Here is a 24,344-nt window from a genome sequence, read left to right on the forward strand (position 1 = left end):
GATCTCACTTCCTTCCGCTACACGTGGGCGAGCAGGATCGCGGGGTTCTCGACGCAGTCGGCCACGAAGCGCAGGAAGCCGCCCGCGGCGCCGCCGTCGCAGACGCGGTGGTCGAAGGTGAACGAGAGCTGGGCTACCTTGCGGGGCACGACCGCGCCGCCGCTCACCCAGGGGCGGTCGATGATGCGGCCGACGCCGAGGAGCGCCGCCTCGGGGTGGTTGATGATCGGGGTGGAGCCGTCCACGCCGAAGACCCCGTAGTTGTTGAGCGTGAACGTGCCCCCGGTCAGCGCCGCGGGCGGCAGCCCGCCCACTCGGGCCAGGCCGGTGAGGCGGGTCAGCTCGGCGGCGAGCCGCTCGGTGGTCATCAGGTGCGCGTCCCGGACCACCGGCACGACCAGCCCGCGGTCGGTCTGGGCGGCGAAGCCGAGGTTGACGTGGCCGTGCCGGACGATCTCGGCGCGGCCGGTGTCGACCGAGGCGTTCAGCTCGGGGAAGCGGTGCAGGGCGGCCACGCAGATGCGGGCCAGGAGGGCGAGCAGGCCGATGCCGAGGTCGGGGCGGGACCGCTTGAGCTCCTCCTTGACCGTGAGCAGGCCGGTGGCGTCGACGTCCACCCAGGTGGTGGCGTCGGGGATCTCGGCACGGCTGCGGGTCAGCTTGTCGGCCACCGTCCGCCGCAGGCCGCGCAGGGGGATGCGCTCGGCCACCAGGGTGGTGGCGGGCGGCGTCGCTCCGGTTTCGGCGGCCGGGGGCTCCTCGCCGGCGGCGGTGATGGCGTGTTCGACGTCGCGGCGCAGGATCACGCCGCGGGGGCCGGTGGCGTGGACGGTGGCCAGGTCCAGCCCGTGCTCGCGGGCGATCCTGCGGACGAGCGGCGAGATCACGCGGGGCGCGTATCCCGGCGCGGAGGCGGTCTCCGGGGCGGCGAGGGCCGGGGCGGCGGGCTCCGGCGCGCTCTGGTGGGCGGCCTGCGGGGCCGGGGCGGCCGGGCGGGGGCCGGGGCGGCGTCTGCGGGTGGCGGGGGTGTGGCCGGTGCCGTAGCCGATCAGGACGTTGCCGGAGCCGGCCTGCTCCTCCTCGCGGTAGCGGGCCGCGTCGGGGTGCTCGTCCCGGCCGGCGGGGCCGACCTCGATGAGGGGTTCGCCCACGGACACGACGGTGCCCGCCGCCGCGTGCAGCCGCAGCACCGTGCCCGCGTACGGGACCGGCACCTCCACGGCCGCCTTGGCCGTCTCGACCTCCACCACGATCTGGTCGATCTCGACCGTGTCCCCGACGGCGACCTTCCAGTGCACGACCTCGGCCTCCGTCAGGCCCTCTCCGAGGTCGGGCAGGCGGAACACCCGCCCCACGGCGGTGGCCGTCATGACGCCTCCCTGGCAAGGTGCAGGACGTCGGGCTGGTCGTCGAACTGCAACCGGTCGACCGTGTCGAGGATCCGGTCGGCGTCCGGCAGATGCGAGTGCTCGAGTATCGGCGGCGGGTAGGGGATGTCGAACCCCGACACCCGCAGCACGGGCGCCGCCAGCGAGTGGAAGCACCGCTCCTGTACGCGGGCCGCGATCTCCGCCCCCACCCCGGCGAACCCCTGCGCCTCCTGGATCACCACGCACCGCCCCGTCTTGCGCACCGAGGCCACGACGGTCTCGTCGTCGAACGGGACGATCGTGCGCAGGTCCACCACCTCCAGGTCCCGGCCGTCCTGGGCCGCGGCCTCGGCGGCCTGGAGCGCCACCGGGACGCTCGGCCCGTAGGCGACGAGCGTCGCGTCGCGGCCTTCGCGCCGGACCACCGCCCGGCCGAACGCCGCGGCCCGCCGGTCGCCGAGCGCGGTCTCGCCCTTGGACCAGTACAGGCGCTTGGGCTCCATGAAGACCACCGGGTCGGGGTCGGCGATGGCGTCGCGCAGCAGCCAGTACGCGTCGTCCGGGGTCGCGGGGGTCACGACCTTCAGCCCGGGGGTGTGCGCGTAGTAGGCCTCGCTGGAGTCGCAGTGGTGCTCGACGCCGCCGATGCCGCCCGCGTACGGAATCCGGATCACCATCGGCAGCGTCAGCCGCCCGCGGGTGCGGTTGCGCAGCTTGGCCACGTGCGAGGCGATCTGCTCGAAGGCCGGGTAGGCGAAGGCGTCGAACTGCATCTCGATCACCGGCCGGAAGCCGCCCATGGCCAGGCCCACGGCCAGGCCCACGATGCCCGCCTCGGCCAGCGGGGTGTCGAAGCACCGCTCCTCGCCGAACTCCTTGGTCAGCCCGTCGGTGACGCGGAAGACGCCGCCCAGCGGGCCGACGTCCTCGCCGAAGACGAGCACGCGCTCGTCCTCGCGCAGCCCGTCGCCCAGCGCGGCGTTCAGCGCCTGCGCCATGGTCATCGATGACGTCACCGTGGGTATCGTCGAGGGCGTCGTCGTGGGCATGTCAGTCCTCCGTGGCGGTCAGCTCGGACGCCAGCAGTGCCCGCTGCTCGCGCAACTGGGGCGTGGGCTCGGCGAAGACGTGGTCGAACAGCTCGAACGGGTCCGCCTCGGGGTCGGCGTTCATCTCCTCGCGGACGCGGGCGGCGAACTCCTCGGCCGCCTTCCGCGCCGAGGCGATCTCCTCCGCGTCGAGCAGGCCGCGCCCGCTCAGGTAGGTCTCCAGGCGGGCCAGGGGGTCGGCCGCCTCCCAGCGCTCGACCTCGCCGCTGTCCCGGTAGCGGGTGGCGTCGTCGGCGTTGGTGTGGGCGTCCATGCGGTAGGTGTGCGCCTCCACCAGGGAGGGGCCGCCGCCCGTACGCGCGTGCTCCACCGCCGAGGTCAGGACGGACAGCACCGCGACGAGGTCGTTGCCGTCCACCTGCTCGGAGCGCATGCCGTAGCCGATCCCCTTGTACGCCAGCGCGGGCGCCGCGCTCTGCTTGGCCAGCGGCACCGAGATCGCGTACTTGTTGTTCTGCACGAAGAACACGACGGGGGCGTGCAGCACGGCGGCGTAGTTGAGCGCCTCGTGGAAGTCGCCCTCGCTGGTGCCGCCGTCGCCGATGAAGGCCATGACGACGCCGTCCTCGCCCTTGCGGCGCAGGGCGTCGGCCATGCCCACCGCGTGGATGGTCTGGGTGGCCAGCGGCGTGCACTGGGGGGCGACGCGGGTGGCGGCGGGGTCGTACCCGCAGTGCCAGCCGCCGCGCAGGAGGGTGAGCACCTCGACGGGGTCGAGGCCGCGCGCGACCAGGGCCACGGAGTCCCGGTAGGTGGGGAACAGCCAGTCGTTCTCGCGCAGCGCGAGCACACCGGCGATCTGGCAGGCCTCCTGACCGCGGCTGGAGGGGTAGACGGCGAGCCGCCCCTGCTTGGTCAGCGCGGTCGCCTGCCGGTCGAAGCGGCGGCCCAGGACCATCCGCCGGTACGCCTCCACCAGCCGCTCGTCGTCCGGCGCCGGGTAGCCGGCGGGCGGCTGGACGGCGGTGCCGTCCTCGGCGACGAAGCGCACCGGCTCGGGTGAGGGCAGCAGGCCGTCGACCGTTTCGCGGGTCGTCCTCACGGACATGGCGACGCTCCCTTTCTCTGGACGTTTGACAGGCAAAGCGTCCGCCTTCGGGACCATCTGTTCAAGACATCAGGCATGATGGGCGACAAATGGGTTGTATCAGGGCTTGAGGAGGGCCAATTGTCGGCCAATGACGGCGTTGAGGGCGGCTGGCCGGGACGTTCTGCCAGCCAGTTGGACCAGGTAGATCGCGCGATCATCGCCGAGTTGCTGCGCGACGGCCGGATGTCGGTGCGCGCGCTGGCCGAGCGCGTGCACATCTCCCGCGCCAACGCCTACGCCCGGATCACGCGGCTGATGGACGACGGCGTGATCACCGGCTTCACCGCCGAGCTGGCCCCGCACAAGGCCGGCCTGGGCACCAGCGCGTACGTCTCGGTCACCATCGAGCAGAACTCCTGGCGCGCGGTGTCGGCCCGGCTGCGGGAGACCCCCTACGTCGAGCACTTCGCCATGGTCGGCGGCGACTACGACGTGCTGGTCCTGGTCAGGACGCCGGACAACGCGGCGCTCAGGCACGTGGTGCTGGAACGCATCCAGGACATTCCCGGCGTCCGCGCCACCCGTACGTGGCTGGTGTTCGAGGAGGCCCGGGGCCGGGGCGCGGAATGGGGGGCGTGGGAGGGCTGAGCGGCGTCAGCGTGCCCGGAACTCCTTGTAGTCGGCGAGGAGCGCCTCCAGGCGGCGGACCAGGAAGACGTAGTATTCGTGCATCTCGCGCAGGCGGGCGCGCTGGCGCTCGGGGAGGCCGGCCGAGCGCGCCTGGGCGCTCTCGGCCAGGGTCAGCAGCTCGGTGGTCTGGTCGAGCTGGTGCTGCAGGCAGCCGATCCAGGCGTCGTCGCGCCATTCGTAGACGTACTGGCGTGAGCCCGGCTCCTTGAAGCGCCGTACGGTGCCGTTGACCACGAGCAGGCGGGTGGTCTCCGACATCGAGCCCTTGCTGGCGTCGAGGGCCTCCTGCAGCTCTGGCATCGTCATGGGCGTCTCGCTCAGCATGAGGACGGCCGCGGTGCGCCCGGCCATCGGCGGCCAGCCCATCGCGCGGCCGATGTGCAGGCCGAAGTCGTCGATCAAGGGGTTGGCGTCGCCGACCGGACTGAACACCACCGGACTCCCATGGGTCAGAAAAAATTGAACGTTCACTATTGACTGAACTTTCCGCCAAGGGCAGTCTACCGGCTAACAGCGGCCGCGGGAATTCCCGGAGCCGCTCCCTGAGCCGAACGCAGGAGGACGCCGTGACAGGCACGGGCTGGGACATCATCGTCGTGGGAGCGGGGTCCGCGGGCGCGGCGCTCGCCGCCCGCTCCGCCGAACGGGGCCGGCGCGTCCTGCTGCTGGAGGCCGGGCCCGACTACCGCTCCGCGGCGATGCACGAGGCGTGGCGCTCGCCGAACCCCGTCCGCGCGCTGCTGGACCCCACGGCCGTCGAGGGCCTGCTGTGGCCGGGCGTCGACGCCTCCCGCACCGACAAGCAGGCCCAGGCCCCCTACTGGCGGGGCCGGGGCGTGGGCGGCAGCTCGTCGATCAACGGGCAGATCGCGATCCGGCCGCCGGTGGAGGACTTCGACGACTGGGCCGCGGCGGGCTGTGCCGGCTGGTCGGCCGCGGACGTGCTGCCCTACTTCGCCAAGCTGGAGGACGACGAGGAGTTCGGGGACGAGCCGTACCACGGGCGGGGCGGGCCGACTCCGATCTTCCGGACGCCCCGGGAGCGGTGGGGGGCCGTGGACTCGGCGCTGGCCGACGCCGCGCTGGCCGCCGGGCACCCCTGGGCACCGGACGTGAACGCGCCCGGGGCGGCCGGGGTGTCGCCGTACCCGATCAACTCGCGCGGCGGGCGCCGGGTCACGGTCAACGACGGCTACCTCGAGCCGGCCCGGTCGCTGCCCGGCCTCACCGTACGCGGTGACGCCCTGGTGGATCAGGTCGTGTTCGCCGGTGACCGCGCCGTCGGCGTACGGGTGATCCAGGACGGGACGGCGGTCACCGAGTACGCCGACGAGATCGTGCTCAGCGCGGGAGTGATCCACTCCCCCGCGATCCTGCTGCGCTCGGGGATCGGCCCGGCCGGCGACCTGCGCCGCCTGGGCATCACGGTGCGCCGTGACCTGCCGGTCGGCCTCGGCATGCAGGACCACGCGCTGATCGTCGTCACGCTGCCGCTGACCGAGGAGGCCGCCGTCGCCACGGCCGACGACCGCCACACCAACGTCTGCGTCCGCCACACCAGCGGCCCGGACGGCCTGCCCCACGACATGATGTTCGTCTCGCTGAACCAGAACGTGCTGGCCATGGAGAGCGCCGACACCCGGTTCCCCATGGGCGGCTTCGGCGTGTGGCTGAACCAGAGCTTCTCGCGCGGCGTGCTCACGCTGACCTCCACCGACCCGCAGGCCCAGCCCGAGGTCCGGGAGCGGATGCTGTCCGACGCCCGCGACCTGCGACGGCTGCGCGAGGGGGTGCGCACCCTGGCCGGGCTGGCGCTCAGCCCTGAGGCCGCCTCCATCGTCGCGGGCTCCGTCGAGGCGGGCAACGGCCGCCTGTTCGCGGTCCTGGACGACGACGCCGAACTCGACGACCACCTCCTCGCCACCGCCATGGACGCCCAGCACGGCACCAGCACGTGCCGGATGGGAGCGCCCGGCGACGCGGCCACGGTGGTCGACCCGGCGTGCCGCGTCCTCGGGGTCGAGGGCCTGCGCGTGGTCGACGCCTCGATCTTCCCGTCCGTCCCGAGGGCCAACACCAACCTGACAGCGATCATGGCCGGCGAGCTCATGGCCGACCGTCTCCAAGGAGCGTCATCCCTGTGAAGACCCTGCGGAACCTCATCGGCGGCGACTGGACGAACGCCCGGGGCGAGGCGTTCCACGAGGTGGTCGACCCCGCGACCGAGGAGGTCGTGGCCCGCTGCCCCAGCGGCTCGGCGCAGGACGTGCGCCTGGCCGTGGACGCCGCCGTACGCGCCCAGCCGGCCTGGGCCGACCTCCCCGTCGCCGAACGCGTGGAGTTCCTGTCCCGATGGGCGGACACCGTCGCCGCCCACGCCGGCGAGCTGGCCGAGCTCGAATGCCGCGAGATGGGCAAGCCCGTCGCACTCGGCACCGCCTTCATCGCCGGCGCCGCGCAGAGCCTCAAGATCGCGGCGGCCGAGGCTCTCGGCTACGCGTTCGAGGAGACCGTCGCGGGCCCCGGCGACGGCAGCACCACGATCGTCCGCGGCCCGGTGGGCCCCGCCGCGGTCATCGTGCCCTGGAACTTCCCGATTCCCATGACGCTCGGAGCACTCGGCCCGCTGCTGGCCGCCGGGAACACCGTCGTCCTCAAGCCGTCCGAGCGCTCGCCCCTGTCGGCGGTGCGGCTGATGGAGCTGATGGACCTGCCCGACGGCGTGGTCAACCTGGTCCTGGGCGACGCCCGGGCCGGCGCGCCGCTGGCCGCCGACGAGCGGATCGGGCTGGTGCACTTCACCGGCTCCGTCGAGGCCGGCCGCCGGGTCGGCGCGGAGACCGGGGGCCGGCTGCGCCGCTCGATCCTCGAACTCGGCGGCAAGGACCCCGTGATCGTCGACGCGGGGGTGGACCCGGTCGCGACCGCGGCGGCGGTGGCGTTCGGCGCCTTCGCCAACTCGGGCCAGATCTGCACGTCGATGGAGCGCGTCTACGTGCACCAGGACGTCGCCGAGGCGTTCGTCGACGCCCTGGCCGAGGCCGCCGGCGGCTACACGCTCGGCGACGGGCACGACGCGGGCACGGTGCTGGGGCCGCTGGTGGACCGGCGGCAGCGGGACATCGTCGTCCGGCATGTCACCGACGCGGTCGAGCGCGGCGCGACCGTGCGCGCGGGCGGCGTCGTACCGGAGGGCAGGGGCTTCTTCTACCCCGCCACCGTGCTCACCGGCGTGGACGACTCCATGCTCGTCATGACCGAGGAGACGTTCGGCCCGCTCGCGCCGGTCGTCGTCGTCTCCTCGTTCGAGGAGGGGCTGGAGCGGGCGAGCGGAACCCGCTTCGGTCTCGCCGCCACCGTCTACACGCACGACCCGGCCCACATCGCCGCGGCCCGCCGCATCCCCGCCGGTGTCGTGTGGGTGAACCAGTGGCAGGGCGGTGGCCCCGAGCGGCTGTACGAGCCGGCCGGCGACAGCGGCATGGGCGCGACCGGCGCCCGCGCCTCCTACGACGCGGCCACCCGCCCCACCTCGATCCACGTCGCCTGACCTCGCTTGCCGGCCGGGAGCGTTGAGCCGGTGGAACTGTAGGACCGCGCCCCGACCCGGGGCGGCGGTCCTCAGTTTCCTTCGAAGGCCGGCTTGCGTTTGGCGAGGAACGCCTCGACCGCTCCGGCGTGGTCGCCGGTCCGGCCCAGGCGGGCCTGGGCCCGGGCCTCGGCGGCGAGCACCGTGCCGAGGTCCTGGTCCCAGGACTGCGCGATCAGCCGCTTGGACTCGGCGTAGGCGGCCGTCGGCCCGGCGGCGAGCCGGGCCGCCAGCTCCCGCCCCGCCGTGCCGACCTCCGCCCGTGGGACCACCCGGCCCGAGATCCCCCAGGCGACCGCCTGCTGGGCGCCGAAGGGCTCGCCGAGCAGCACCAGCTCCTTGGCCCTGGCCTCGCCGACCGCCCGCGCGAGCGTCGAGGACAGCCCCGAGTCGCACGTCAGCCCGATCGCCGTGAACGCCGTCGCGAGGACGGCCTCCTCGGCGAGGATCCGCAGGTCGCAGGCCAGCGCGAGGGCCAGCCCGGCCCCGGCGCAGGTGCCGTTGACGGCGGCCACGACCGGCTTGCCCATCGTGGCCAGCAGCCGGATGATCGGCGCGTAGTCCTCCTCGACGGTGTCGAACGCGTGCCCGGCGTCGGCGCGCAGGGCCGCGGCGTGCTCGGCGAGGTCCTGACCGGCGCAGAAGGCGCTGCCCGCGCCGGTCAGCAGCACCGCCCGGACGGCGTCGTCGGAGGCGGCCTCCTCCAGCCGGCGGCGCAGCGCTCTCTTGAGCCCGGCGTCCAGCGCGTTGCGCCGGTCCGGGCGGTTGAGCGTCAGGACGGCCACGGCGCCGTCCCGTTCGAGGACGACCGGCGCGTCCTCCATGACCCCGCCGGTCACCGGGCCTCCTGCGCCGGCCAGGTCTTGGCCACGAGGGTCAGCACGTCGTAGGTGGCGACCGCCTGGCCGTCCTGGTTGGCCACGACGGCGTCCCAGCGGACCTCGCCGTAGTCGGCGCCGCGACGCGGGGTGATCTGCTTGACGGTCAGCGTCACGTCGATGGCGTCGCCGGCCTTGACGGGGGTGAGGAAGCGCAGCCCGTCCACGCCGAAGTTCGCAAGGACGGGGCCGGGCGCGGGGTCGACGAAGAGCCCGGCGGCCAGGGACACGACGAGGTACCCGTGGGCGACGATGCCGCCGAACAGCGGGTTGCGGGCGGCGGCCTCGGGGTCGGTGTGGGCGTAGAACGTGTCGCCGGTGAACTCGGCGAAGTGGTCGATGTCCGCGAGCGACACCGTGCGCGGCGCGGAGGCGATCGTGTCGCCCACGCGCAGCTCCGCCAGGGACTTCCGGAAGGGGTGCACGCCGGACTCGGCGCGCGCGGCCCCCGTCGTCCACCGGCCGGTGATCGCGGTGAGCTGGTCGGGCGAGCCCTGGACGGCGGTGCGCTGCATGTGGTGCAGGACGCCCCGGACGCCGCCGAGCTCCTCGCCGCCGCCTGCGCGCCCGGGGCCGCCGTGCACGAGGACGGGCAGCGGCGAGCCGTGGCCGGTGGACTCCTTGGCGTCGTCGCGGTCGAGGACGAGGACCCGGCCGTGCCACGGCGCCAGCCCGAGCACCACGGACCGCGCGACCTGCGGGTCGCGGGTGACGAGGGAGGCCACGAGGCTGCCCCTGCCCCGCGCGGCCAGGGCCAGCGCCGCCTCGATGCCGTCGTAGGCCAGCACGCTGGCCACCGGGCCGAACGGCTCCACGTCGTGCGGCTCGGTGGCGCCGGGGCGCGCCCGCAGCACGAGCGGGGTCATGAAGGCGCCGCGCTGGGGGTCGCCGTCGAGCAGGGACCCGCCGGCGGGGTCGCCGAAGACCACCTCGCCGCTCGCCCGCAGCGCCTCGACGGCCTTGCGTACCTCGTCGCGCTGGCCGAGGCTGGCCAGCGGGCCCATCCGCACCTCCGGGTTGCGCGGATCGCCGACGCCGACCCGTGCCAGGCGGTCGGCGAGCGCCGCCTCCACCGGCCCGGCCAGCGCCTCGGGGACGAGCACCCGGCGGATGGCCGTGCACTTCTGCCCCGCCTTGACCGTCATCTCGGTGACGACGCCCTTGACGAACAGGTCGAACTCCGGATCGTCCGGCCGCACGTCGGGCCCGAGGATCGAGCAGTTGAGGGAGTCCGCCTCGACGCCGAGGACGACGCCGCCATCGAGCACGTTCGGGTGGCGGCGCAGGATGCCGGCGGTGTGCGCCGAGCCGGTGAAGGCGACGGAGTCGTGGATCGTCAGCTCGTCGAGCAGCCCGCCCGCGCTTCCGGCCAGGAGCTGGAGCGTCCCCTCGGGCAGGATCCCCGACTCGACGATCAGCCGGACGGTGAGCTCGGTCAGATAGGCGGTCTGGCTGGCGGGCTTGACGATCGACGGCAGCCCGGCGAGGAAGGCGGGGCCCAGCTTCTCGAGCATGCCCCAGACGGGGAAGTTGAAGGCGTTGATCTGCGCCGCGACGCCCGGCCGAGAGGTGTAGACGTGCTGGCCGACGAAGGTGCCGCCCTTGCCGAGGCGCTCGAGGCCGCCGTCGAGGACGATCGTGTCGTTCGGCAGCTCGCGCACGCCCTTGCTCGCGTAGCTGAACAGGGTGCCGATGCCGCCGTCGACGTCGACCATCGTGTCGCGCGAGGTGGCGCCGGTCCGCACGGACAGCGCGTAGAGCTCGTCCTTCCGCTCCATCAGGTGCTTGGCCAGCTCTTTGAGCAGGGCCGCCCGCTCGTGGAAGGTCAGGGCGCGCAGCGCCGGCCCGCCGGTGTCGCGTGCGTGCCGGACCATCGCGGCGACGTCCAGGCCCCGGCTCGAGATCCGGGCGACCTCCTCACCGGTGGCGGCGTCGAGCAGGGGCTCCCCGTCGTCCGCCGCCCGGAACCATCGTCCGGCGGCGTAGCTCTCCAGCAGCGCGCTCACGCTGTCTCCTCTCTGCGGGGGTGGGCGGAGGCCGGGACGCGTTGTTCGTCGCTGCGACCTGTTGCGCAGAAGCCCCCACCCGTGCAACGGTATTACTGACCGAGCGATAAGTAAATAAGACTCGACGTCTCGGAGGGAAAGATGACGACTACTCCGACAGAGCCGGAGTCGGGGCCGGAGCCGGAGGAGCGGTTGCAGGCCGCGTTCGACGCGACCATCGCGCGTCACGACCGGATCGAGCCGCGGGACTGGATGCCGGACGCCTATCGCAGGACGCTCGTACGCCAGATCGCCCAGCACGCCCACTCCGAGATCATCGGCATGCAGCCCGAAGGCGCCTGGATCGGGCGGGCCCCGTCGCTGCGCCGCAAGGCGATCCTGCTGGCCAAGGTGCAGGACGAGGCCGGGCACGGCCTCTACCTCTACTCGGCGTGCGAGACCCTCGGCGTCTCCCGCGCCGAGCTGACCGAACTGCTGCTCACCGGCCGCCAGAAATACTCCTCGATCTTCAACTATCCGACACCGTCCTACGCCGACGTGGGCACAATCGGCTGGCTGGTCGACGGGGCCGCGATCTGCAACCAGGTGCCGCTCTGCCGCACCTCCTACGGGCCCTACGGCCGCGCCATGATCCGCATCTGCAAGGAGGAGTCCTTCCACCAGCGGCAGGGGTACGAGCTGCTCATGACGATGATGCGCGGCACCGACGACCAGCGCGCCATGGTCCAGGAGTCGGTCGACCGGTTCTGGTGGCCGTCGCTCATGATGTTCGGCCCGCCGGACACCGAGTCCCCCAACAGCGCGCGGTCGATGGCCTGGGGCGTCAAGCGCAACTCCAACGACGAGCTGCGCCAGAAGTTCGTGGACATGACGGTCCCGCAGGCCGAGGCGCTGGGGGTGACGCTGCCCGACCCCGAACTCCGCTGGAACGAGGAGCGCGGCCACCACGACTTCGGGCAGCCCGACTGGGACGAGCTGGCCGCGGTCATCCGGGGCGACGGGCCCTGCAACGCCCAGCGCCTGAGCCACCGCCGGGCCGCCCACGAGGACGGCGCCTGGGTGCGCGAGGCGGCGACGGCGTTCGCGAGCCGGTCCGCGGCGGCCGCCCGATGAGCGCCGACCGGCGGGAATGGCCGCTCTACGAGGTGTTCGTCCGCGCCAAGCGCGGGCTCAACCACGTCCACGTCGGGTCGCTGCACGCCCCCGACGACACGATGGCCCTGCGGCACGCCCGCGACGTCTACACCCGGCGCAACGAGGGCGTGAGCATCTGGGTCGTACGGGCCGACGCGATCACGGCCTCCAGCCCGGACGAGAAGGACCCGCTGTTCGCGCCGAACGGCGACAAGGTCTACCGGCACCCGACGTTCTACGAGATCCCCGGGAACGTCCCGCACATGTGACCCCGCTCCCCCGGCCCCCGCTCCCAGAGAAAGGCGAACCACCGTGAGCGACGACCATGGCAGCATCTTCGACGGCCTGATCGGCGGGGACTCCTCGCAGTGGGCGTTCGGCACCGACTTCGAGGACCCGCTGGCCGGCGTCGACACGACGGTGCCCGAGGGCGTCGCCCACGCCGAGCTGGCCGCGTACTGTCTCATGCTCGGCGACGACGCGCTGATCATGTCGCAGCGCCTGTCGGAGTGGTGCAGCCGCGCCCCCGACCTCGAGGAGGACATCGCGCTGGCGAACATCGCCCTCGACCTCCTCGGGCAGGCGCGCCTGCTGCTGGCGCGGGCGGCCGCCGCCGACCCCGGCGTCCTGCCCGCCCTCCCGGAGGGCTCGCCGGTGCCGGCCGAGGACGCGCTGGCGTTCTTCCGCGACGCGGGCGAGTTCCGCAACGTGCGCCTGGCCGAGGTCCCGAACGGCGACTTCGCGCACGTCGTCGTCCGGCTGCTGCTGTTCTCGGTGGCCCGGCTCGAACTGCTGGAACGGCTTCGCGCGAGCACGGACACGGTGCTGGCCGCGGTGGCGGCCAAGGGGGTCAAGGAGCTCACCTACCACCGGGACTGGGCGGCCCGCTGGTTCCTCACGCTGGCGCGGGGCACCGAGGAGTCGCGCCGCAGGCTCGACACGGCGCTCGGCGCGCTGTGGCCACTCCTGCCCGAGCTGGTCGCCACGCATCCGGTCGAGCTCTCGCTCGCGCGCACCGGCGTCGCCGTCGCCCCCGCCGCCATCGGCGCGGCGGTGGACGACGTCCTCGACCAGGTGCTCGCCGTGAGCGGCGTCCCCCGCCCGGAGCCCGGCGCTCCGGACGGTCCGGCGGGCCGGCACGGCCTGCACACCGGGCACCTCGAACCCCTGCTCGCCGACATGCAGGTGGTCGCCCGCGCCCACCCGGGCGGGCGCTGGTGAGCGCCCGCGAGCGCGCCGCCGAGGCCGCCGGGGAGGTACGCGATCCCGAGATGCCCATGCTCACCCTCGCCGACCTCGGCGTGCTGCGCGGCGTCGAGATGGAGCGGGGCATGGACGGCGGCGAGACCGTCGTCGCCTGGATCACCCCGACCTACACCGGCTGCCCCGCCATGGCGACCATGCGCGACGACCTCGTCCACCGGCTGAACGACGCCGGCTTCCCCCGCGTCGAGGTGCGCGTCGTGCTCGACCCGCCCTGGTCGAGTGACTGGATCTCCGAACGCGGCCGGGCCGCCCTGCGCGCGGCCGGGCTGTCGGCGCCGGGCCCGGCCCGCCGGGCGTCCGGGCCGGTGGCGCTCACGCTCGGCCCGCCGCGGCGCGCCCCCGACTGCCCGCGCTGCGGTTCGGCGGCCACCCGGCTGACCTCCGAGTTCGGTGCCACCGCCTGCAAGGCCCTCTACACCTGCACCGGCTGCCTCGAACCGTTCGAGCACGTCAAGGAGATATGAGATGACCACGCTCGCGCCCGGGCCGGCCCAGGCCCGGACGGCCGCCTTCCACCCGCTGACCGTGGCCGCGGTCGACCGCCTGTGCGAGGACGCCGCCGCGATCACGTTCGACGTGCCCGGCGAGCTGCGCGACGCGTACGCCTTCCGCGCCGGGCAGTCGCTCACCCTGCGCCGCTTCGTGGACGGCCGGGAGCACCGCCGGTCCTACTCGATCTGCGCCCCGGCCGGCGCGGCGCCGCGCATCGGGGTCCGCGAGATCCCCGACGGCCTCTTCTCCTCCTGGCTCGTCCGCGAGGTGACCCCGGGCACACGGATCGAGGTGCAGACCCCCGGCGGCTCCTGGCGGGCCGACCCGGAGGGCGGGGAACGGCACCTGTGCGTGGCCGCCGGGTCGGGCATCACCCCGATGCTGTCGGTCGCCTCCACGGTGCTGGCCCACCCGGGCGCCCAGGTGTCGCTCCTGTACGGCAACCGGACGAGCCGTACCGTGATGTTCGCCGAGGAGCTCGGCGACCTGAAGAACCGCCACGGCGCCCGGCTCCAGCTCGTCCACGTGCTGTCGCGCGAGCCGCGCGACGTCGAGCTGTTCTCCGGCCGGCTCGACCGCGACCGGCTGCGGCGCCTGCTCACCGACCTGGTGCCGATCGAGACGTTCGACCACGTCTGGCTCTGCGGGCCGCTGCGCATGATCGAGGACGCGCGCGAGGTGCTGTCCGATCTCGGCGTCCCCGCGCGGAGGGTCCACGTCGAGCTCTTCTACGTCGACGCTCCCCCGCCGCGGCCACGGCGGCCCGAGGAAGGCCGGCCGGCCGGCGCGACCAGCACGCTGACCACGGTGCTCGACGGCCTGCGGACGACCTCGACCGTCTCGCGGGAGACGACGATCCTCGACGGCGCCCAGGCCACGCGGTCCGACCTGCCGTTCGCCTGCAAGGGTGGCGTCTGCGGGACGTGCCGCGCCGTCGTACGCGAGGGTGAGGTGGACATGCGCCGCAACTACGCCCTCGAGCCGTCCGAGGTGGCCGCCGGGTTCGTCCTGACCTGCCAGACCTTCCCGGACGGCGACAACGTGACCGTCGACTTCGACGCTTGAACCCTTTCCCACGCAGAGGAGCCCTTCGTGACCGAAGCCTTCGTCGTCTCCGGCGTACGGACGCCGATAGGCCGCTACGGCGGCGCGCTCGCCCACGTCCGCCCCGACGACCTCGCCGCCCTCGTCGTGGGCGAGGCCGTCGCCAGGGCCGGGATCGACCCCGCCCTCGTCGACGAGGTGGTGCTCGGCGCGGCCAACCAGGCCGGCGAGGACAACCGCAACGTCGCCCGGATGGCCGCGCTGCTGGCGGGCCTGCCCGCCACGGTGCCCGGGTTCACGGTCAACCGGCTCTGCGCCTCCGGCCTCACCGCGGTCGCGACGGCGCGCGCCCTCGTCGCGGCGGGCGACGCCGACGTCATCGTCGCGGGCGGGGTCGAGTCGATGACCCGGGCGCCGTGGGTCACCGAGAAGCCGGCCAAGGCGTTCGCCAAGCCGGGCGCATCCTTCGACACCTCGATCGGCTGGCGGTTCACCAATCCCCGCTTCGACGCCGAGACGACGGCCTCCATGCCGCAGACCGCCGAGACGGTCGCCCGGCGCTGGGGCCTGACCCGCGAGGAGCTCGACGCGTACGCGCTGCGCTCCCACGAGCGGGCCGTCGAGGCGACCAAGGACGGCCGGTTCACCGGCGAGATCGTTCCCGTGCCGGTCGGCGGGGGCGTCGTCGACGTGGACGAGGGGCCGAGGCCGGACACGAGCCTGGAGCGGCTGGCCCGGCTGCGGCCGGTCAACGGTCCCGGCGGCGTCGTCACCGCCGGGAACTCCAGCTCCCTCAACGACGGCGCCGCGGCCGTCGTCGTGGTGAGCGAGCGCTTCCTCCAACGCCACGGCCTGACCCCGCGGGCCCGGCTCGTGGCGGCGGCGAACGCCGGGGTGCCGCCGGAGATCATGGGGATCGGCCCGGTCCCGGCGACCCGCAGGGCGCTCGAGCGTACCGGGTGGGCCATCGACGACCTCGACGCCGTCGAGCTCAACGAGGCGTTCGCCGCGCAGTCGCTCGCCTGCGTCCGCGATCTCGGGCTCGACCTCGGCCGCGTCAACGCCGACGGCGGCGCCATCGCCCTCGGGCACCCTCTGGGCGCGTCCGGGACGCGGATCCTCGTCACCCTGCTCGGCCGGCTCGAACGCTCCGGAGGCCGGCGGGGCCTGGCGACCATGTGCGTCGGCGTCGGCCAGGGCAGCGCACTCCTGGTGGAGCGCCCATGACGCTCATCGTCGAGGAGGGCGCCGACCGGGTCGTGTGGCGCCTCAACAGGCCCGAGGTCCGCAACGCGATCGACCACGAGCTGGTCGCCGCGCTGCACGAGGCGTGCGCCGCCGTCGAGCGGGAGCCGCGCGTCGTCCTGCTCACCGGCGAGGGCCGCACGTTCGCGGCCGGGGCGGACATCGCCCAGCTCCGCGAGCGGAACCGCGACGACGCGCTGCGGGGCATCAACTCCAAGATCTTCGACCGCGTCCACCGCCTGCCGATGCCGGCCATCGCCCTGGTCGACGGGTACGCCCTGGGCGGCGGAGCCGAGCTCGCCTACGCCTGCGACTTCCGGATCGGCACGCCGCGCACGCGGATCGGCAACCCGGAGACCGACCTCGGCATCATCGCGGCGGCGGGCGCGGCCTGGCGCCTGGCCGACCTCGTCGGCGAGCCCCTGGCCAAGGAGATCCTGCTGGCCGGCCGCGTGCTGACGGCGGAGGAGGCGCGGGCGGTGCACCTGCTCAACGAGGTCGTGGAGCCCGACGACCTGCTCGCGGCCGGCCATCGGCTCGCCGACCGCATCACCGCGCGGGCGCCGCTGGCGACCCGGCTGACCAAGGCCGTCTTCCACGCGCCGCGGGCCGCGCACCCGTTCATCGACGACGTGGCGCAGGCGGTGCTGTTCGAGACCGAGGAGAAGCACGCCCGGATGACGGCGTTCCTGGACCGGCGGAAGGAGCCGAGGTCATGACCCTGCCACAGCGAGTGGGCGTGTTCGGCGGCGGGCGGATGGGGTCGGGGATCGCGCACGCGTTCCTCGCCTCCGGCAGCCACGTGATCATCGTGGAGAACGGCCCCGACCTGGCCGACCAGGCCAGGGCCCGGGTGAGCGACAGCCTGGCCAAGGCCGACGCGAAGGGCCGGCTCGGCGTCCCGCTCCAGGACGCTCTGGCGAGGCTGAGCACGACGGCCGACGCGGGTGAGCTGGCCGGGTGCGAGCTGGTCGTGGAGGCGGTCCCGGAGGACGCCAAGCTCAAGGCCGAGGTGCTCGCCCTGGTCGAGCGGCGGGCGCCGGGCGCGGTCATCGCCACGAACACCAGCAGCCTGTCGATCGGCGGGCTCGCCGACGGGCTGGCCGCACCGGGCCGCTTCCTCGGGCTGCACTTCTTCAACCCCGTGCCGGTCAGCGACCTCATCGAGATCGTCACCGGGCCGCGTACGGATCCCGCGCTCGTGACGCGGGCCCAGGAGTGGGCCACGGCGCTCGGCAAGTCCCCGATCACCGTGTCGGACTCGCCGGGGTTCGCCAGCAGCCGGCTCGGGGTCGGCCTGGCGCTGGAGGCGATGCGGATGCTCGAGGAGGGGGTCGCGAGCGCCGCCGACATCGACACGGCGATGACCCTCGGCTACCGCCATCCGATGGGGCCGCTGCGAACCACCGACGTGGTGGGGCTGGACGTGCGGCTCGCGATCGCCGAGCATCTGTGCCGTGAGCTCGGGCCCCGTTTCGAGCCGCCGCGGATCCTGCGCGACCTCGTCGCCGCCGGGCACCTCGGGCGCAAGACGGGCCAGGGCTTCTACACCTGGTAGGCGCGGGACCTGGGCTCTGGGGCCGGGCGGCTGGCGCCCTGGACTGCGGGTCAGGGACGGCGGGTCAGGGACTGCGGGTCAGGGACTGCGGGCCGGGGCCGGTGGGTCAGGGCTCGTGACGGGCCAGGCCGTCGAAGGCGATGGCGGTGATGGCGCCCGCGACGGTCGCCGGGTCGTACACGCCGTCGGGGCGATACCACTCGACCAGCGAGTTGACCATGCCGAACAGCAGCCGGCTCACCAGCGTCGGCGGCACGTCGTCGCGCAGGGCGCCCTCCGCGACGGCGTCCGCGACGAGCGCGGCCAGGCGGTCGTCGAGCCAGCGGCGCCGTTCGAGGGCGGCCAGCTCGACCCCGCTGTTGCCGCGCACCCGCAGCAGGAGCGTGACGGACGGCTGGTGCGCCACGAGCACCTCGACGCTGCGCCGCACCACCTCGCGCAGGCGCTGGTAGGCGGTCTCCCCCGCCCCGTCGCGGGAGGCCGCGGCGACGGCGGCGGTCAGCTCGTCGAGGGCGTCGTCCAGGGCCTGGCTGAGCAGTTGCTCCTTGCCGGCGACGTGGTGATAGATGGCCGGCTTGGTCAGGCCGAGCTCCTTGGCCAGGTCTCCCATGCTCGTGGCGTCGTAGCCCTTGCGGTTGAACAACTCCACCGCGGTGCGCAGGATCGCGGCTTGGTCATATCCGGGACGGCCCCGCCCACGGCGCGGGGTCGGGCCGGCAGGCTCGGTCGTCGTCACGAAAGCAGCATCTCATGGCAGATCAGGCGCCCTTTCTCCCCCGGGACCGCCCGGAGGCCCGGCGCGGCTACGGCTTGACCTCGGTCAGGCGGCCGGTCCTGACGTCGTAGACGAAGCCGCGGACGGCGTCCTTGTGCGGGATGAACGGGTCCGCCCGGATGCGCCGGATGGACTGGATCACGTCCTCCTCCAGGTCGGTGAACGCCTCGGCGGCCCAGTCGGGCTTGATGCCGACGTCCTCGTACACGTCCCTTTTGAAGCCGTCGTCGGTGAAGGTCAGCATGCCGCAGTCGGTGTGGTGGATCAGGACGATCTCGCGTGTGCCCAGCAGCCGCTGGCTGATGGCCAGGCTGCGGCGCTCGCCCGCCGTGATGACGCCGCCGGCGTTGCGGATGACGTGGGCGTCGCCCTCCCGCAGGCCCAGGATGCCGTAGACGTTGAGCCGGGCGTCCATGCAGGCCACCACCGCCAGCCGCCGGGCGGGCGGCAAGGGCAGCTCGCCGTGGCCGAAGGTCTCGGCGTAGCGCTCGGCATTGGCGACGAGTTCGTCGGTGATGCTCATCAGACCTCCCTGTCCGGTCCTCTCACCTTTACCTGCAATCCCGGTATGGTCAACGGGGATTTAGGCGAGGCGCCCGGTCAGGTGGCGATGGTGAGCATGCCGTCCGTACGGGAGACGGTGAGCTCGAACGGCTCGGCGCCTCCGTCGGGAAAGGTGACCTGGACGCGGCCGTCCTCCAGGAAACGCCAGCGGCCCGTCACCGGACGGGGGCGGTCGTCCGGACCGGGACGCAGCTCGACGAAGGTCCCGTCCGCCCGGAACTCCAACCCCCGCCGGACGCGCCGCGCGGGCGGGAAGGGGTGGTCGTGCGGCCGGTACACCGCCGTGGTCCCGGTGTCCTCCTCGAAGGAGTGCAGCCAGGAACCGATGATGTCCGGCGGTGTCCGGTTCATCTGCCGATCATCCACCTGATCGGCCGCTGACCAGGCCCAGGGCCGAGCGGATGTCGCTCAGCAGCTCCGTGGTCAGCCGCTCGGTGTCGTGCAGCAGCCGCTCCACGTCGCCGTTCTGCGCGGGATGTCCTGCCTCGTGCCCCATCGCGGCGGGCGCGCTCACGCCCTGCCCGACCAGGAACGAGGCCCGGGCGCCCTCCAGGCAGGCGTTCATCCGCGTGCTCTGGCCTTTCGTGAACAGGTACATGGCCACATCGTCGGTGTAGTCCATGTAGTTCATGAACATGTCGCCGTGGGGCCCGTTGTCGCAGGTGACGCGCGGAGAGGTGGGCACTCCGGTGTTGCTGCCCGCCTGGTTCGGCGTGTCGGCGACCTTGTCGTCGCTGGTGCACGCGCCGTCGTCGTCGCCCCAGATGTGGTAGAGGTCGAGCCAGTGGCCGATCTCGTGCGTCGCGGTACGCCCGCCGTTGAACGGCGGCGCGGCCGTGCCCGTGGTCCCGAAGGCGGAGTGGAGGATGACCACACCGTCCGTCTGCGGCGGACCGCCGGGGAACTGGGCGTAGCCGAGCAGGCCGCCGCTCAGCTCGCAGACCCAGATGTTGAGGTACTGGTCGCTCGGCCAGGGGTCGGCGCCTCCGGTGGCGGCGGCCTTGACGGCGTCGTCCCAGGTGAAGGCGGTCTGGTCGGTCTCCACCCGGACGATCCCGTCGGTCGGCTCGCCGTTCGGGTCCCGGGTCGCGAGCCGGAACTCGACCTGCGCGTCCGCCACCAGGGGCCGCCACACCTGCGGCACCTTCACCACGTCGGGGTTGGCCGCGCGGAAGTCCTGGTTGAGGACGGTGATCTGGCTGTGGATCTGCTCGTCGCCGATGTTCTGTTCGGGCGTGTCCGGATGGTGGACCACGTGGACGACGACCGGCAGGGTGACCACGCCGGTCCGCACCGGCGCGCGCTGGCCGCGCTCGTACTGCAGGGCACGGTTCTCGATCGTGTTGCGCCGGGCGCGGTAGGTCATGCTCTCGTTGAGCAGTTTGCGGTGGACGAGCATGGTGCCGCACAGATCGCGGGTCGGCGGCTGCGGCATGGTGTAGTCGGACATGACGCTCCTTCCAGGGTCGGATCGGTGCCGGAACGCGGGCGCGTCACGGTAGCGGCGCCGGCTGACGCGGCTTGTCCGCGGGCGTCTCCTGCACCTTGTGCGCGAGATGCTGCTGCAACTCGACGTGACGGAACTGGTAGTACGGCCCCTCGGCGCGCAGCAGGCCGAGCCGGTGGGCGTCGTCCAGGAAGTCCATGGCCCGCAGGGGCAGGCTCCCCTTCCTGGCCAGGTGCGGGACCGTCAGATTGTAGGCCAGCCAGGCGTGGTGGCGGCCCAGCATGAGCCCGGCCAGCAGCCCCAGCAGCAGCCCGCTGATGATCGCCACCTTGATGCCGAACTTCGCCTCGTTGACGATGATCGCGACCATGAGCCCGACCACGAGCCCGCCGACGATCCGGATCGCCGTCAGCTTCCTGTCGGCCTGCCAGGTCGAGCGCGGCGAGCTCGCGGTCGCGTCGGTGGTGGGGCGCTCGACCCAGCGGATCAGGCCGAGCACGGCGACGAATCCGATACCGGACATCAGGCCGATCTCCCGCGCGCCCTTCAGGACAACCTGCATCCCCCCTGCCGGGAAGGCCATGAGCGCCCCGATGAGAGCCCCCATCACTCCCGCGGCGAGCCCCTCTCCGAGAACACCGAGCATGTCGGACGCCTTGCCGTGGAACCGGAAATCGGCGTGCCCCGGTGACTCGGTGAACCAGGGCCCCGTCATGATCACAAACGCCAAGGCCGACAGCAGGCCGATCACGACACCCGCGACGGGGAGATCCGCCACAAGAGCGAAGGCCAGCCAGACCATGACGCCGATGGCGATGCCGCACCCCACCCGGGCCAGATAGCTGGGCGTCCGGCGGGCCAGATGCCACCACGCCATGCCCTGGGGGCCCTCGTCTTGCGCCGCGAGGTTGCGGGACAGGAACATGAGCCAGTGGCTGACCTGCTCCGGCGTCCACGCGTGCTGCGGCCGGAAGGGCTGGGCCGGGCCGTCCGCGGGCGGGACCGCGCTCACCAGCGCGGGGATGAGCTGATCGCACAGATGGTCGTGCAGCTCGGCCGCGCTGCCCCGCCCCAGCTCCAGCAGCGGCGTCGGATCCACCCGCGGCGCGATGTAGGTGACGCGCACCAGCCAGAGCCCCAGAGACGTCGAAGCGACCTCGGCGAGGGCCGGGGCGGTGCCCGTGCGCAGCGCCTCCAGCACCTTGGACCAGGTGGGATGGGGCACCGGGGGCAGGCACTGCCGCAGGTATTCGGCCGCCGCGTCGGGGCCCATGGACTGCGGCTCGATGACCGCCGCAGCGGTCAGGACGTCGCCCATCTCCTCGACGGACTCGGCGAACTGCTTCGTGCGGCAGGTGAGGATGAGCTGGTCGCCCTCGCCCATCGAGCGGTTGAGCGCGGCGAGCAGGCCCGCGCGGGCGTGTTCGGGCAGTTCGTCCAGTCCGTCGATGACCGGCAGCACCTCCCCGCGAGCCACGAGCGTCTCCGGGATGTCGGGGCCGAGGTCCTCCGCGCGGAGCGCCGGATAGTCCATCGCCAGGTCCGCGACCAGCCAGTCCCGCAGTTGCGGATACGGCCGATCGGACCAGCGTGAGGCCGACAACAGCACCGGAACGGGCTCCTCCGGCTGCCGCGTCCGCAGCAGTTCGAGCAGCAACTGCACGGCCAGGGTCGTCTTCCCGGTGCCCGGACCGCCCAGGATGACCAGCCGGCGGCAGCGCAGCGCGCGAAAGTTGCGTGCGATGTCCGCCATGTGCACGCCCAGGCCGGGGAAGACCACGGCTCCCTCGGCGATGATCTCGGGATGGTCGGCCAGCTCACGGCGTTCGGTCGAACGCCAGGCCAGCGGCATGGGCGCCGGATCGCCCAGTGAGCGCCGGATCGTCTCGGCGTGCCATTGCTGGGTCACCAGCCCGGCGAGGATGTCCTTGGCGGTGACGACTTCTTCGGAGGTCAGCCCGCGAGTGGGCGCCCTGCGCTTGCGCGACCAGGCGATGAGATCCACCACGACTTTGCCCAGTGCCGCGGCACCGACCGCCGACGACACCACTTGGGCCACGCCTACTGGTTTCCCGGCCTCTCCCCCGTGGACCGCCCAATAGAGAAACCCGCCGGCCGCGGCCAGGACCAGGACGCCCAGCAAAAGCGTCGCCCAGGCGTTACGGTTCTGCTGCCAGTATTGTGCAGACATAACTCCATTGTGCGCATATTTCATAGCAGAATAGGCCCGAAAACCGCACGTTCAAGGTCGATACATCGGAAAGACCCGCGCCCTCATTGAGCGGACCGTCAATCGAACGGCATCGGCGGGGAAACTTCTCCGGCGGAAGGAATGCCTCGACCCGCACGCCGTACGGGGGAAAGCGGAGTAGCCCCTGCGGCCGGTGGCCAAGCAGGGGCGAGTTCTCTCCGAGGGTGGTCTGGACGAATTCGGCGAGGTCCCGGCACCACACCTCGGCCCGTCGGGCTCCGGTTCGCGCCGGGAACCCCGGTCTCCGGTACGGCCTACCGCTCACCATCGCCGGTCGTCGCCGACGACAGCTCCTCCAACTGGTCGAGCTCCACCTGGGTCAGATGTTGCGTACGCCGGTCCAGCGACTCGACCGAGACATAATCCACCGTGTTTCCCATGGCACTCTCCCTTCGCTCGATTCCGATTGTAGCCGTATAACGAGAGAAAGGCCGACATAGACTTACTTGCCCCTCTATTTACGCCCTCAAGGGATTAACTTCACTCTCTCTCGACGGCGTCAGCCATTGGCAATCAGGTTCAACCAGAACCCGGCCGCGCGTCAGATGGCGGCCGATCAGGTCGTTCCCCGCGTGACCGGGCGGCGAAGAGCAGGTCAGCAAGCGGTCAATTAGCCCGCCACCCTCTGGACGCGGACTCAGCGCGAGATGCACATTTATCGCAATATGCCCGTTTAGTGAATTCGGGAGAGCGGCGGACGGCTATGGATATATCCACAGAAGTCCAGGAAAACAGGGTGGACCACGCCAAGGCTGCTGCCGAGCGATACCGCGGGAGCGGCCCCGAACGTGACGAGGCCGGGCAACGGCGTGAGCGCGGGGAGACGTTCCCCGACACGCCGGAGATGCTCGCGGCCCGCACCGCCCGGCTCATCCAGCGCAACGGCATCCCCGTCGAGGCGGCGCTGGACGCCACCAGGGGCGAGAGCCTGGACCGGCCCAGGATGTACGAGCGCATCCTCGGGGTGGCCAAGGACCTCCAGGCATGGAGCTTCCTGCCCCGCGGCGTACGGGCCGCGCGCACCGTCGCCCGCATCTCGGTCAGCGAGAACGGCCGCGAGATCCCGATCGGCACCGGCTTCCTGGTCTCGCCGAGGCTGCTGCTGACCAATCACCACGTGTTCCCCTACGCCGAGGCGGCGGCGCAGGCGTTCGTCGAGTTCGACGCCCAGGTCACCGTCGACAACACCCCGGACGTCTCCCGGCGCTTCACGCTCGCCCCGGAGACTCTCTTCATCGCCGACTTCGCGCTCGACTTCGCCCTGGTCCTGCTGAACCCCGACGCCGACGGCCGGCCCCCGGGCGAGACCTTCGGCTGGAACCGGCTCATCGTGCAGACGGGCAAGCTCGTGATCGGCGAGCCGGTCAACATCATCGGCCATCCCAGCGGGCGGTTGAAAGAGATCTCCATCCGCGAGAACCGGCTGGAGGCGCGGCTCGACGACTTCCTCCAGTACCAGACCGACACCGAGCCCGGCAGTTCCGGCAGTCCGGTGTTCAACGACCAGTGGGAGGTGACGGCGCTGCACCACAGCGGCGTCCCCCGGACCGACGAGCAGGGACGGATCCTGCGGCGCGACGGGCAGATCTGGCGGGAGGGGGACGGCGACGACGCCATCGACTGGGTCTCCAACGAGGGCGTGCGCATCAGCGTCATCCTCAAGCACCTGGCCGCCCTGCCCCTCGACGACACCCGCCTGGCCTACCTGGCCGAGATGGGGCGCGAGGCCGGGCTCCAGCACGGTCCCGTCCTGGTCCCGCCCCCCGCGCCCCCGGTCGACGGGCGCGCGACCAACGGGCTCCCGACCGAGGCCGCCGCCGGGACCGCCGTCGGGACCGCCGTCGACGCCGCCGCCTCCGCCAGCGCCACCTGCGCCCTGACGTAGGGGACCTCATG

The 24,344-nt window shown here is 72.8% G+C and carries 24 protein-coding genes; 12 read left to right on the plus strand and 12 right to left on the minus strand.

What is annotated here, in order from left to right:
- Nucleotides 1-17: 17 nt before the first annotated feature.
- From AB0I15_RS53420 to pdhA, 3 genes are read right to left on the minus strand one after another with little or no spacing between them, the layout of a single operon-like run.
- Entirely contained in the window at nucleotides 18-1,370 is a 1,353-nt protein-coding gene (locus AB0I15_RS53420) for a dihydrolipoamide acetyltransferase family protein (protein ID WP_358114983.1), read from the minus strand.
- The gene (locus tag AB0I15_RS53425; RefSeq protein WP_358114986.1) at nucleotides 1,367-2,419 is read right to left on the minus strand and encodes an alpha-ketoacid dehydrogenase subunit beta; all 1,053 of its coding nucleotides are present in this window, start codon (nucleotides 2,417-2,419) and stop codon (nucleotides 1,367-1,369) included. Before AB0I15_RS53425 ends, AB0I15_RS53420 begins: the two co-directional genes overlap by 4 nt.
- A gap of 1 nt (nucleotide 2,420) precedes the next feature.
- Nucleotides 2,421-3,527: a pyruvate dehydrogenase (acetyl-transferring) E1 component subunit alpha gene (gene pdhA / locus AB0I15_RS53430; protein WP_358114989.1), complete on the minus strand. Its 1,107-nt coding sequence runs from the start codon at nucleotides 3,525-3,527 to the stop codon at nucleotides 2,421-2,423.
- A gap of 120 nt (nucleotides 3,528-3,647) precedes the next feature.
- On the opposite strand from pdhA, the gene AB0I15_RS53435 reads away from it, so the two are divergent.
- Nucleotides 3,648-4,157, plus strand: a complete 510-nt coding sequence (locus tag AB0I15_RS53435) for an Lrp/AsnC family transcriptional regulator (RefSeq protein WP_358114992.1) — start codon at nucleotides 3,648-3,650, stop codon at nucleotides 4,155-4,157.
- A gap of 6 nt (nucleotides 4,158-4,163) precedes the next feature.
- Here the strand turns inward: AB0I15_RS53435 and AB0I15_RS53440 are convergent, their stop codons facing one another.
- Complete coding sequence (locus AB0I15_RS53440; RefSeq protein WP_358114995.1) at nucleotides 4,164-4,631, minus strand: hypothetical protein; 468 nt, start codon at nucleotides 4,629-4,631, stop codon at nucleotides 4,164-4,166.
- 134 nt (nucleotides 4,632-4,765) lie between these two features.
- Between AB0I15_RS53440 and AB0I15_RS53445 the strand changes: the two genes are divergently transcribed.
- Nucleotides 4,766-6,343: a GMC family oxidoreductase gene (locus tag AB0I15_RS53445; protein WP_358114998.1), complete on the plus strand. Its 1,578-nt coding sequence runs from the start codon at nucleotides 4,766-4,768 to the stop codon at nucleotides 6,341-6,343.
- The gene (locus AB0I15_RS53450) at nucleotides 6,340-7,749 is read left to right on the plus strand and encodes an aldehyde dehydrogenase family protein (protein WP_358115001.1); all 1,410 of its coding nucleotides are present in this window, start codon (nucleotides 6,340-6,342) and stop codon (nucleotides 7,747-7,749) included. The genes AB0I15_RS53445 and AB0I15_RS53450 overlap by 4 nt, the downstream gene beginning before the upstream one ends.
- A 71-nt stretch (nucleotides 7,750-7,820) precedes the next feature.
- Here AB0I15_RS53450 and AB0I15_RS53455 read toward each other — a convergent pair whose 3' ends face one another.
- The gene (locus tag AB0I15_RS53455) at nucleotides 7,821-8,627 is read right to left on the minus strand and encodes an enoyl-CoA hydratase-related protein (protein ID WP_358115004.1); all 807 of its coding nucleotides are present in this window, start codon (nucleotides 8,625-8,627) and stop codon (nucleotides 7,821-7,823) included.
- Complete coding sequence (gene paaZ, locus AB0I15_RS53460; protein WP_358115007.1) at nucleotides 8,624-10,672, minus strand: phenylacetic acid degradation bifunctional protein PaaZ; 2,049 nt, start codon at nucleotides 10,670-10,672, stop codon at nucleotides 8,624-8,626. Before paaZ ends, AB0I15_RS53455 begins: the two co-directional genes overlap by 4 nt.
- A 141-nt stretch (nucleotides 10,673-10,813) precedes the next feature.
- On the opposite strand from paaZ, the gene paaA reads away from it, so the two are divergent.
- Genes paaA through AB0I15_RS53500 form a run of 8 tightly spaced genes read left to right on the plus strand, consistent with a single transcriptional unit; the run spans nucleotide 10,814 to nucleotide 17,411 of the window.
- Complete coding sequence (paaA, locus tag AB0I15_RS53465) at nucleotides 10,814-11,785, plus strand: 1,2-phenylacetyl-CoA epoxidase subunit PaaA (protein WP_358115010.1); 972 nt, start codon at nucleotides 10,814-10,816, stop codon at nucleotides 11,783-11,785.
- Entirely contained in the window at nucleotides 11,782-12,075 is a 294-nt protein-coding gene (gene paaB, locus AB0I15_RS53470; protein WP_358115013.1) for a 1,2-phenylacetyl-CoA epoxidase subunit PaaB, read from the plus strand. The genes paaA and paaB overlap by 4 nt, the downstream gene beginning before the upstream one ends.
- Before the next feature lie 43 nt (nucleotides 12,076-12,118).
- Nucleotides 12,119-13,027, plus strand: coding sequence for a 1,2-phenylacetyl-CoA epoxidase subunit PaaC (gene paaC / locus AB0I15_RS53475; protein WP_358115016.1), 909 nt, complete (start codon nucleotides 12,119-12,121; stop codon nucleotides 13,025-13,027).
- Nucleotides 13,024-13,536 carry a 1,2-phenylacetyl-CoA epoxidase subunit PaaD gene (gene paaD, locus AB0I15_RS53480; protein WP_358115019.1) on the plus strand — a complete coding sequence of 171 codons (513 nt, stop codon included), beginning with the start codon at nucleotides 13,024-13,026 and terminating at the stop codon, nucleotides 13,534-13,536. Before paaC ends, paaD begins: the two co-directional genes overlap by 4 nt.
- A gap of 1 nt (nucleotide 13,537) precedes the next feature.
- A complete protein-coding gene (gene paaE / locus AB0I15_RS53485) occupies nucleotides 13,538-14,629 on the plus strand; it encodes a 1,2-phenylacetyl-CoA epoxidase subunit PaaE (protein ID WP_358115021.1) in 1,092 nt (363 codons plus the stop codon).
- Between the two features lie 27 nt (nucleotides 14,630-14,656).
- Nucleotides 14,657-15,835 carry a thiolase family protein gene (locus AB0I15_RS53490; RefSeq protein ID WP_358115024.1) on the plus strand — a complete coding sequence of 393 codons (1,179 nt, stop codon included), beginning with the start codon at nucleotides 14,657-14,659 and terminating at the stop codon, nucleotides 15,833-15,835.
- Nucleotides 15,832-16,572, plus strand: coding sequence for an enoyl-CoA hydratase/isomerase family protein (locus tag AB0I15_RS53495; RefSeq protein ID WP_358115027.1), 741 nt, complete (start codon nucleotides 15,832-15,834; stop codon nucleotides 16,570-16,572). The genes AB0I15_RS53490 and AB0I15_RS53495 overlap by 4 nt, the downstream gene beginning before the upstream one ends.
- A complete protein-coding gene (locus AB0I15_RS53500) occupies nucleotides 16,569-17,411 on the plus strand; it encodes a 3-hydroxyacyl-CoA dehydrogenase family protein (protein ID WP_358115030.1) in 843 nt (280 codons plus the stop codon). Before AB0I15_RS53495 ends, AB0I15_RS53500 begins: the two co-directional genes overlap by 4 nt.
- Before the next feature lie 106 nt (nucleotides 17,412-17,517).
- Here the strand turns inward: AB0I15_RS53500 and AB0I15_RS53505 are convergent, their stop codons facing one another.
- The 6 genes from AB0I15_RS53505 to AB0I15_RS53530 all read right to left on the minus strand — a co-directional run bounded on the left by AB0I15_RS53505 (nucleotide 17,518) and on the right by AB0I15_RS53530 (nucleotide 22,828).
- Nucleotides 17,518-18,147, minus strand: a complete 630-nt coding sequence (locus AB0I15_RS53505) for a TetR/AcrR family transcriptional regulator (protein WP_358115032.1) — start codon at nucleotides 18,145-18,147, stop codon at nucleotides 17,518-17,520.
- 67 nt (nucleotides 18,148-18,214) lie between these two features.
- Entirely contained in the window at nucleotides 18,215-18,709 is a 495-nt protein-coding gene (locus tag AB0I15_RS53510) for a carbonic anhydrase (protein WP_358115035.1), read from the minus strand.
- A gap of 77 nt (nucleotides 18,710-18,786) precedes the next feature.
- Complete coding sequence (locus AB0I15_RS53515) at nucleotides 18,787-19,101, minus strand: hypothetical protein (RefSeq protein ID WP_358115038.1); 315 nt, start codon at nucleotides 19,099-19,101, stop codon at nucleotides 18,787-18,789.
- A 7-nt stretch (nucleotides 19,102-19,108) separates the two neighbouring features.
- Nucleotides 19,109-20,200, minus strand: a complete 1,092-nt coding sequence (locus AB0I15_RS53520; protein WP_358115040.1) for a zinc metalloprotease — start codon at nucleotides 20,198-20,200, stop codon at nucleotides 19,109-19,111.
- Nucleotides 20,201-20,243: 43 nt separating this feature from the next.
- Nucleotides 20,244-22,388, minus strand: a complete 2,145-nt coding sequence (locus tag AB0I15_RS53525; RefSeq protein WP_358115043.1) for an NACHT domain-containing protein — start codon at nucleotides 22,386-22,388, stop codon at nucleotides 20,244-20,246.
- Between the two features lie 314 nt (nucleotides 22,389-22,702).
- Nucleotides 22,703-22,828 carry a hypothetical protein gene (locus AB0I15_RS53530; RefSeq protein ID WP_358115046.1) on the minus strand — a complete coding sequence of 42 codons (126 nt, stop codon included), beginning with the start codon at nucleotides 22,826-22,828 and terminating at the stop codon, nucleotides 22,703-22,705.
- 356 nt (nucleotides 22,829-23,184) lie between these two features.
- Between AB0I15_RS53530 and AB0I15_RS53535 the strand changes: the two genes are divergently transcribed.
- Nucleotides 23,185-24,333, plus strand: a complete 1,149-nt coding sequence (locus AB0I15_RS53535; RefSeq protein WP_358115049.1) for a serine protease — start codon at nucleotides 23,185-23,187, stop codon at nucleotides 24,331-24,333.
- Nucleotides 24,334-24,344: the final 11 nt, after the last annotated feature.

The organism is Nonomuraea sp. NPDC050643 (genome assembly GCF_040654715.1).
Classification (GTDB): Bacteria; Actinomycetota; Actinomycetes; order Streptosporangiales; family Streptosporangiaceae; genus Nonomuraea.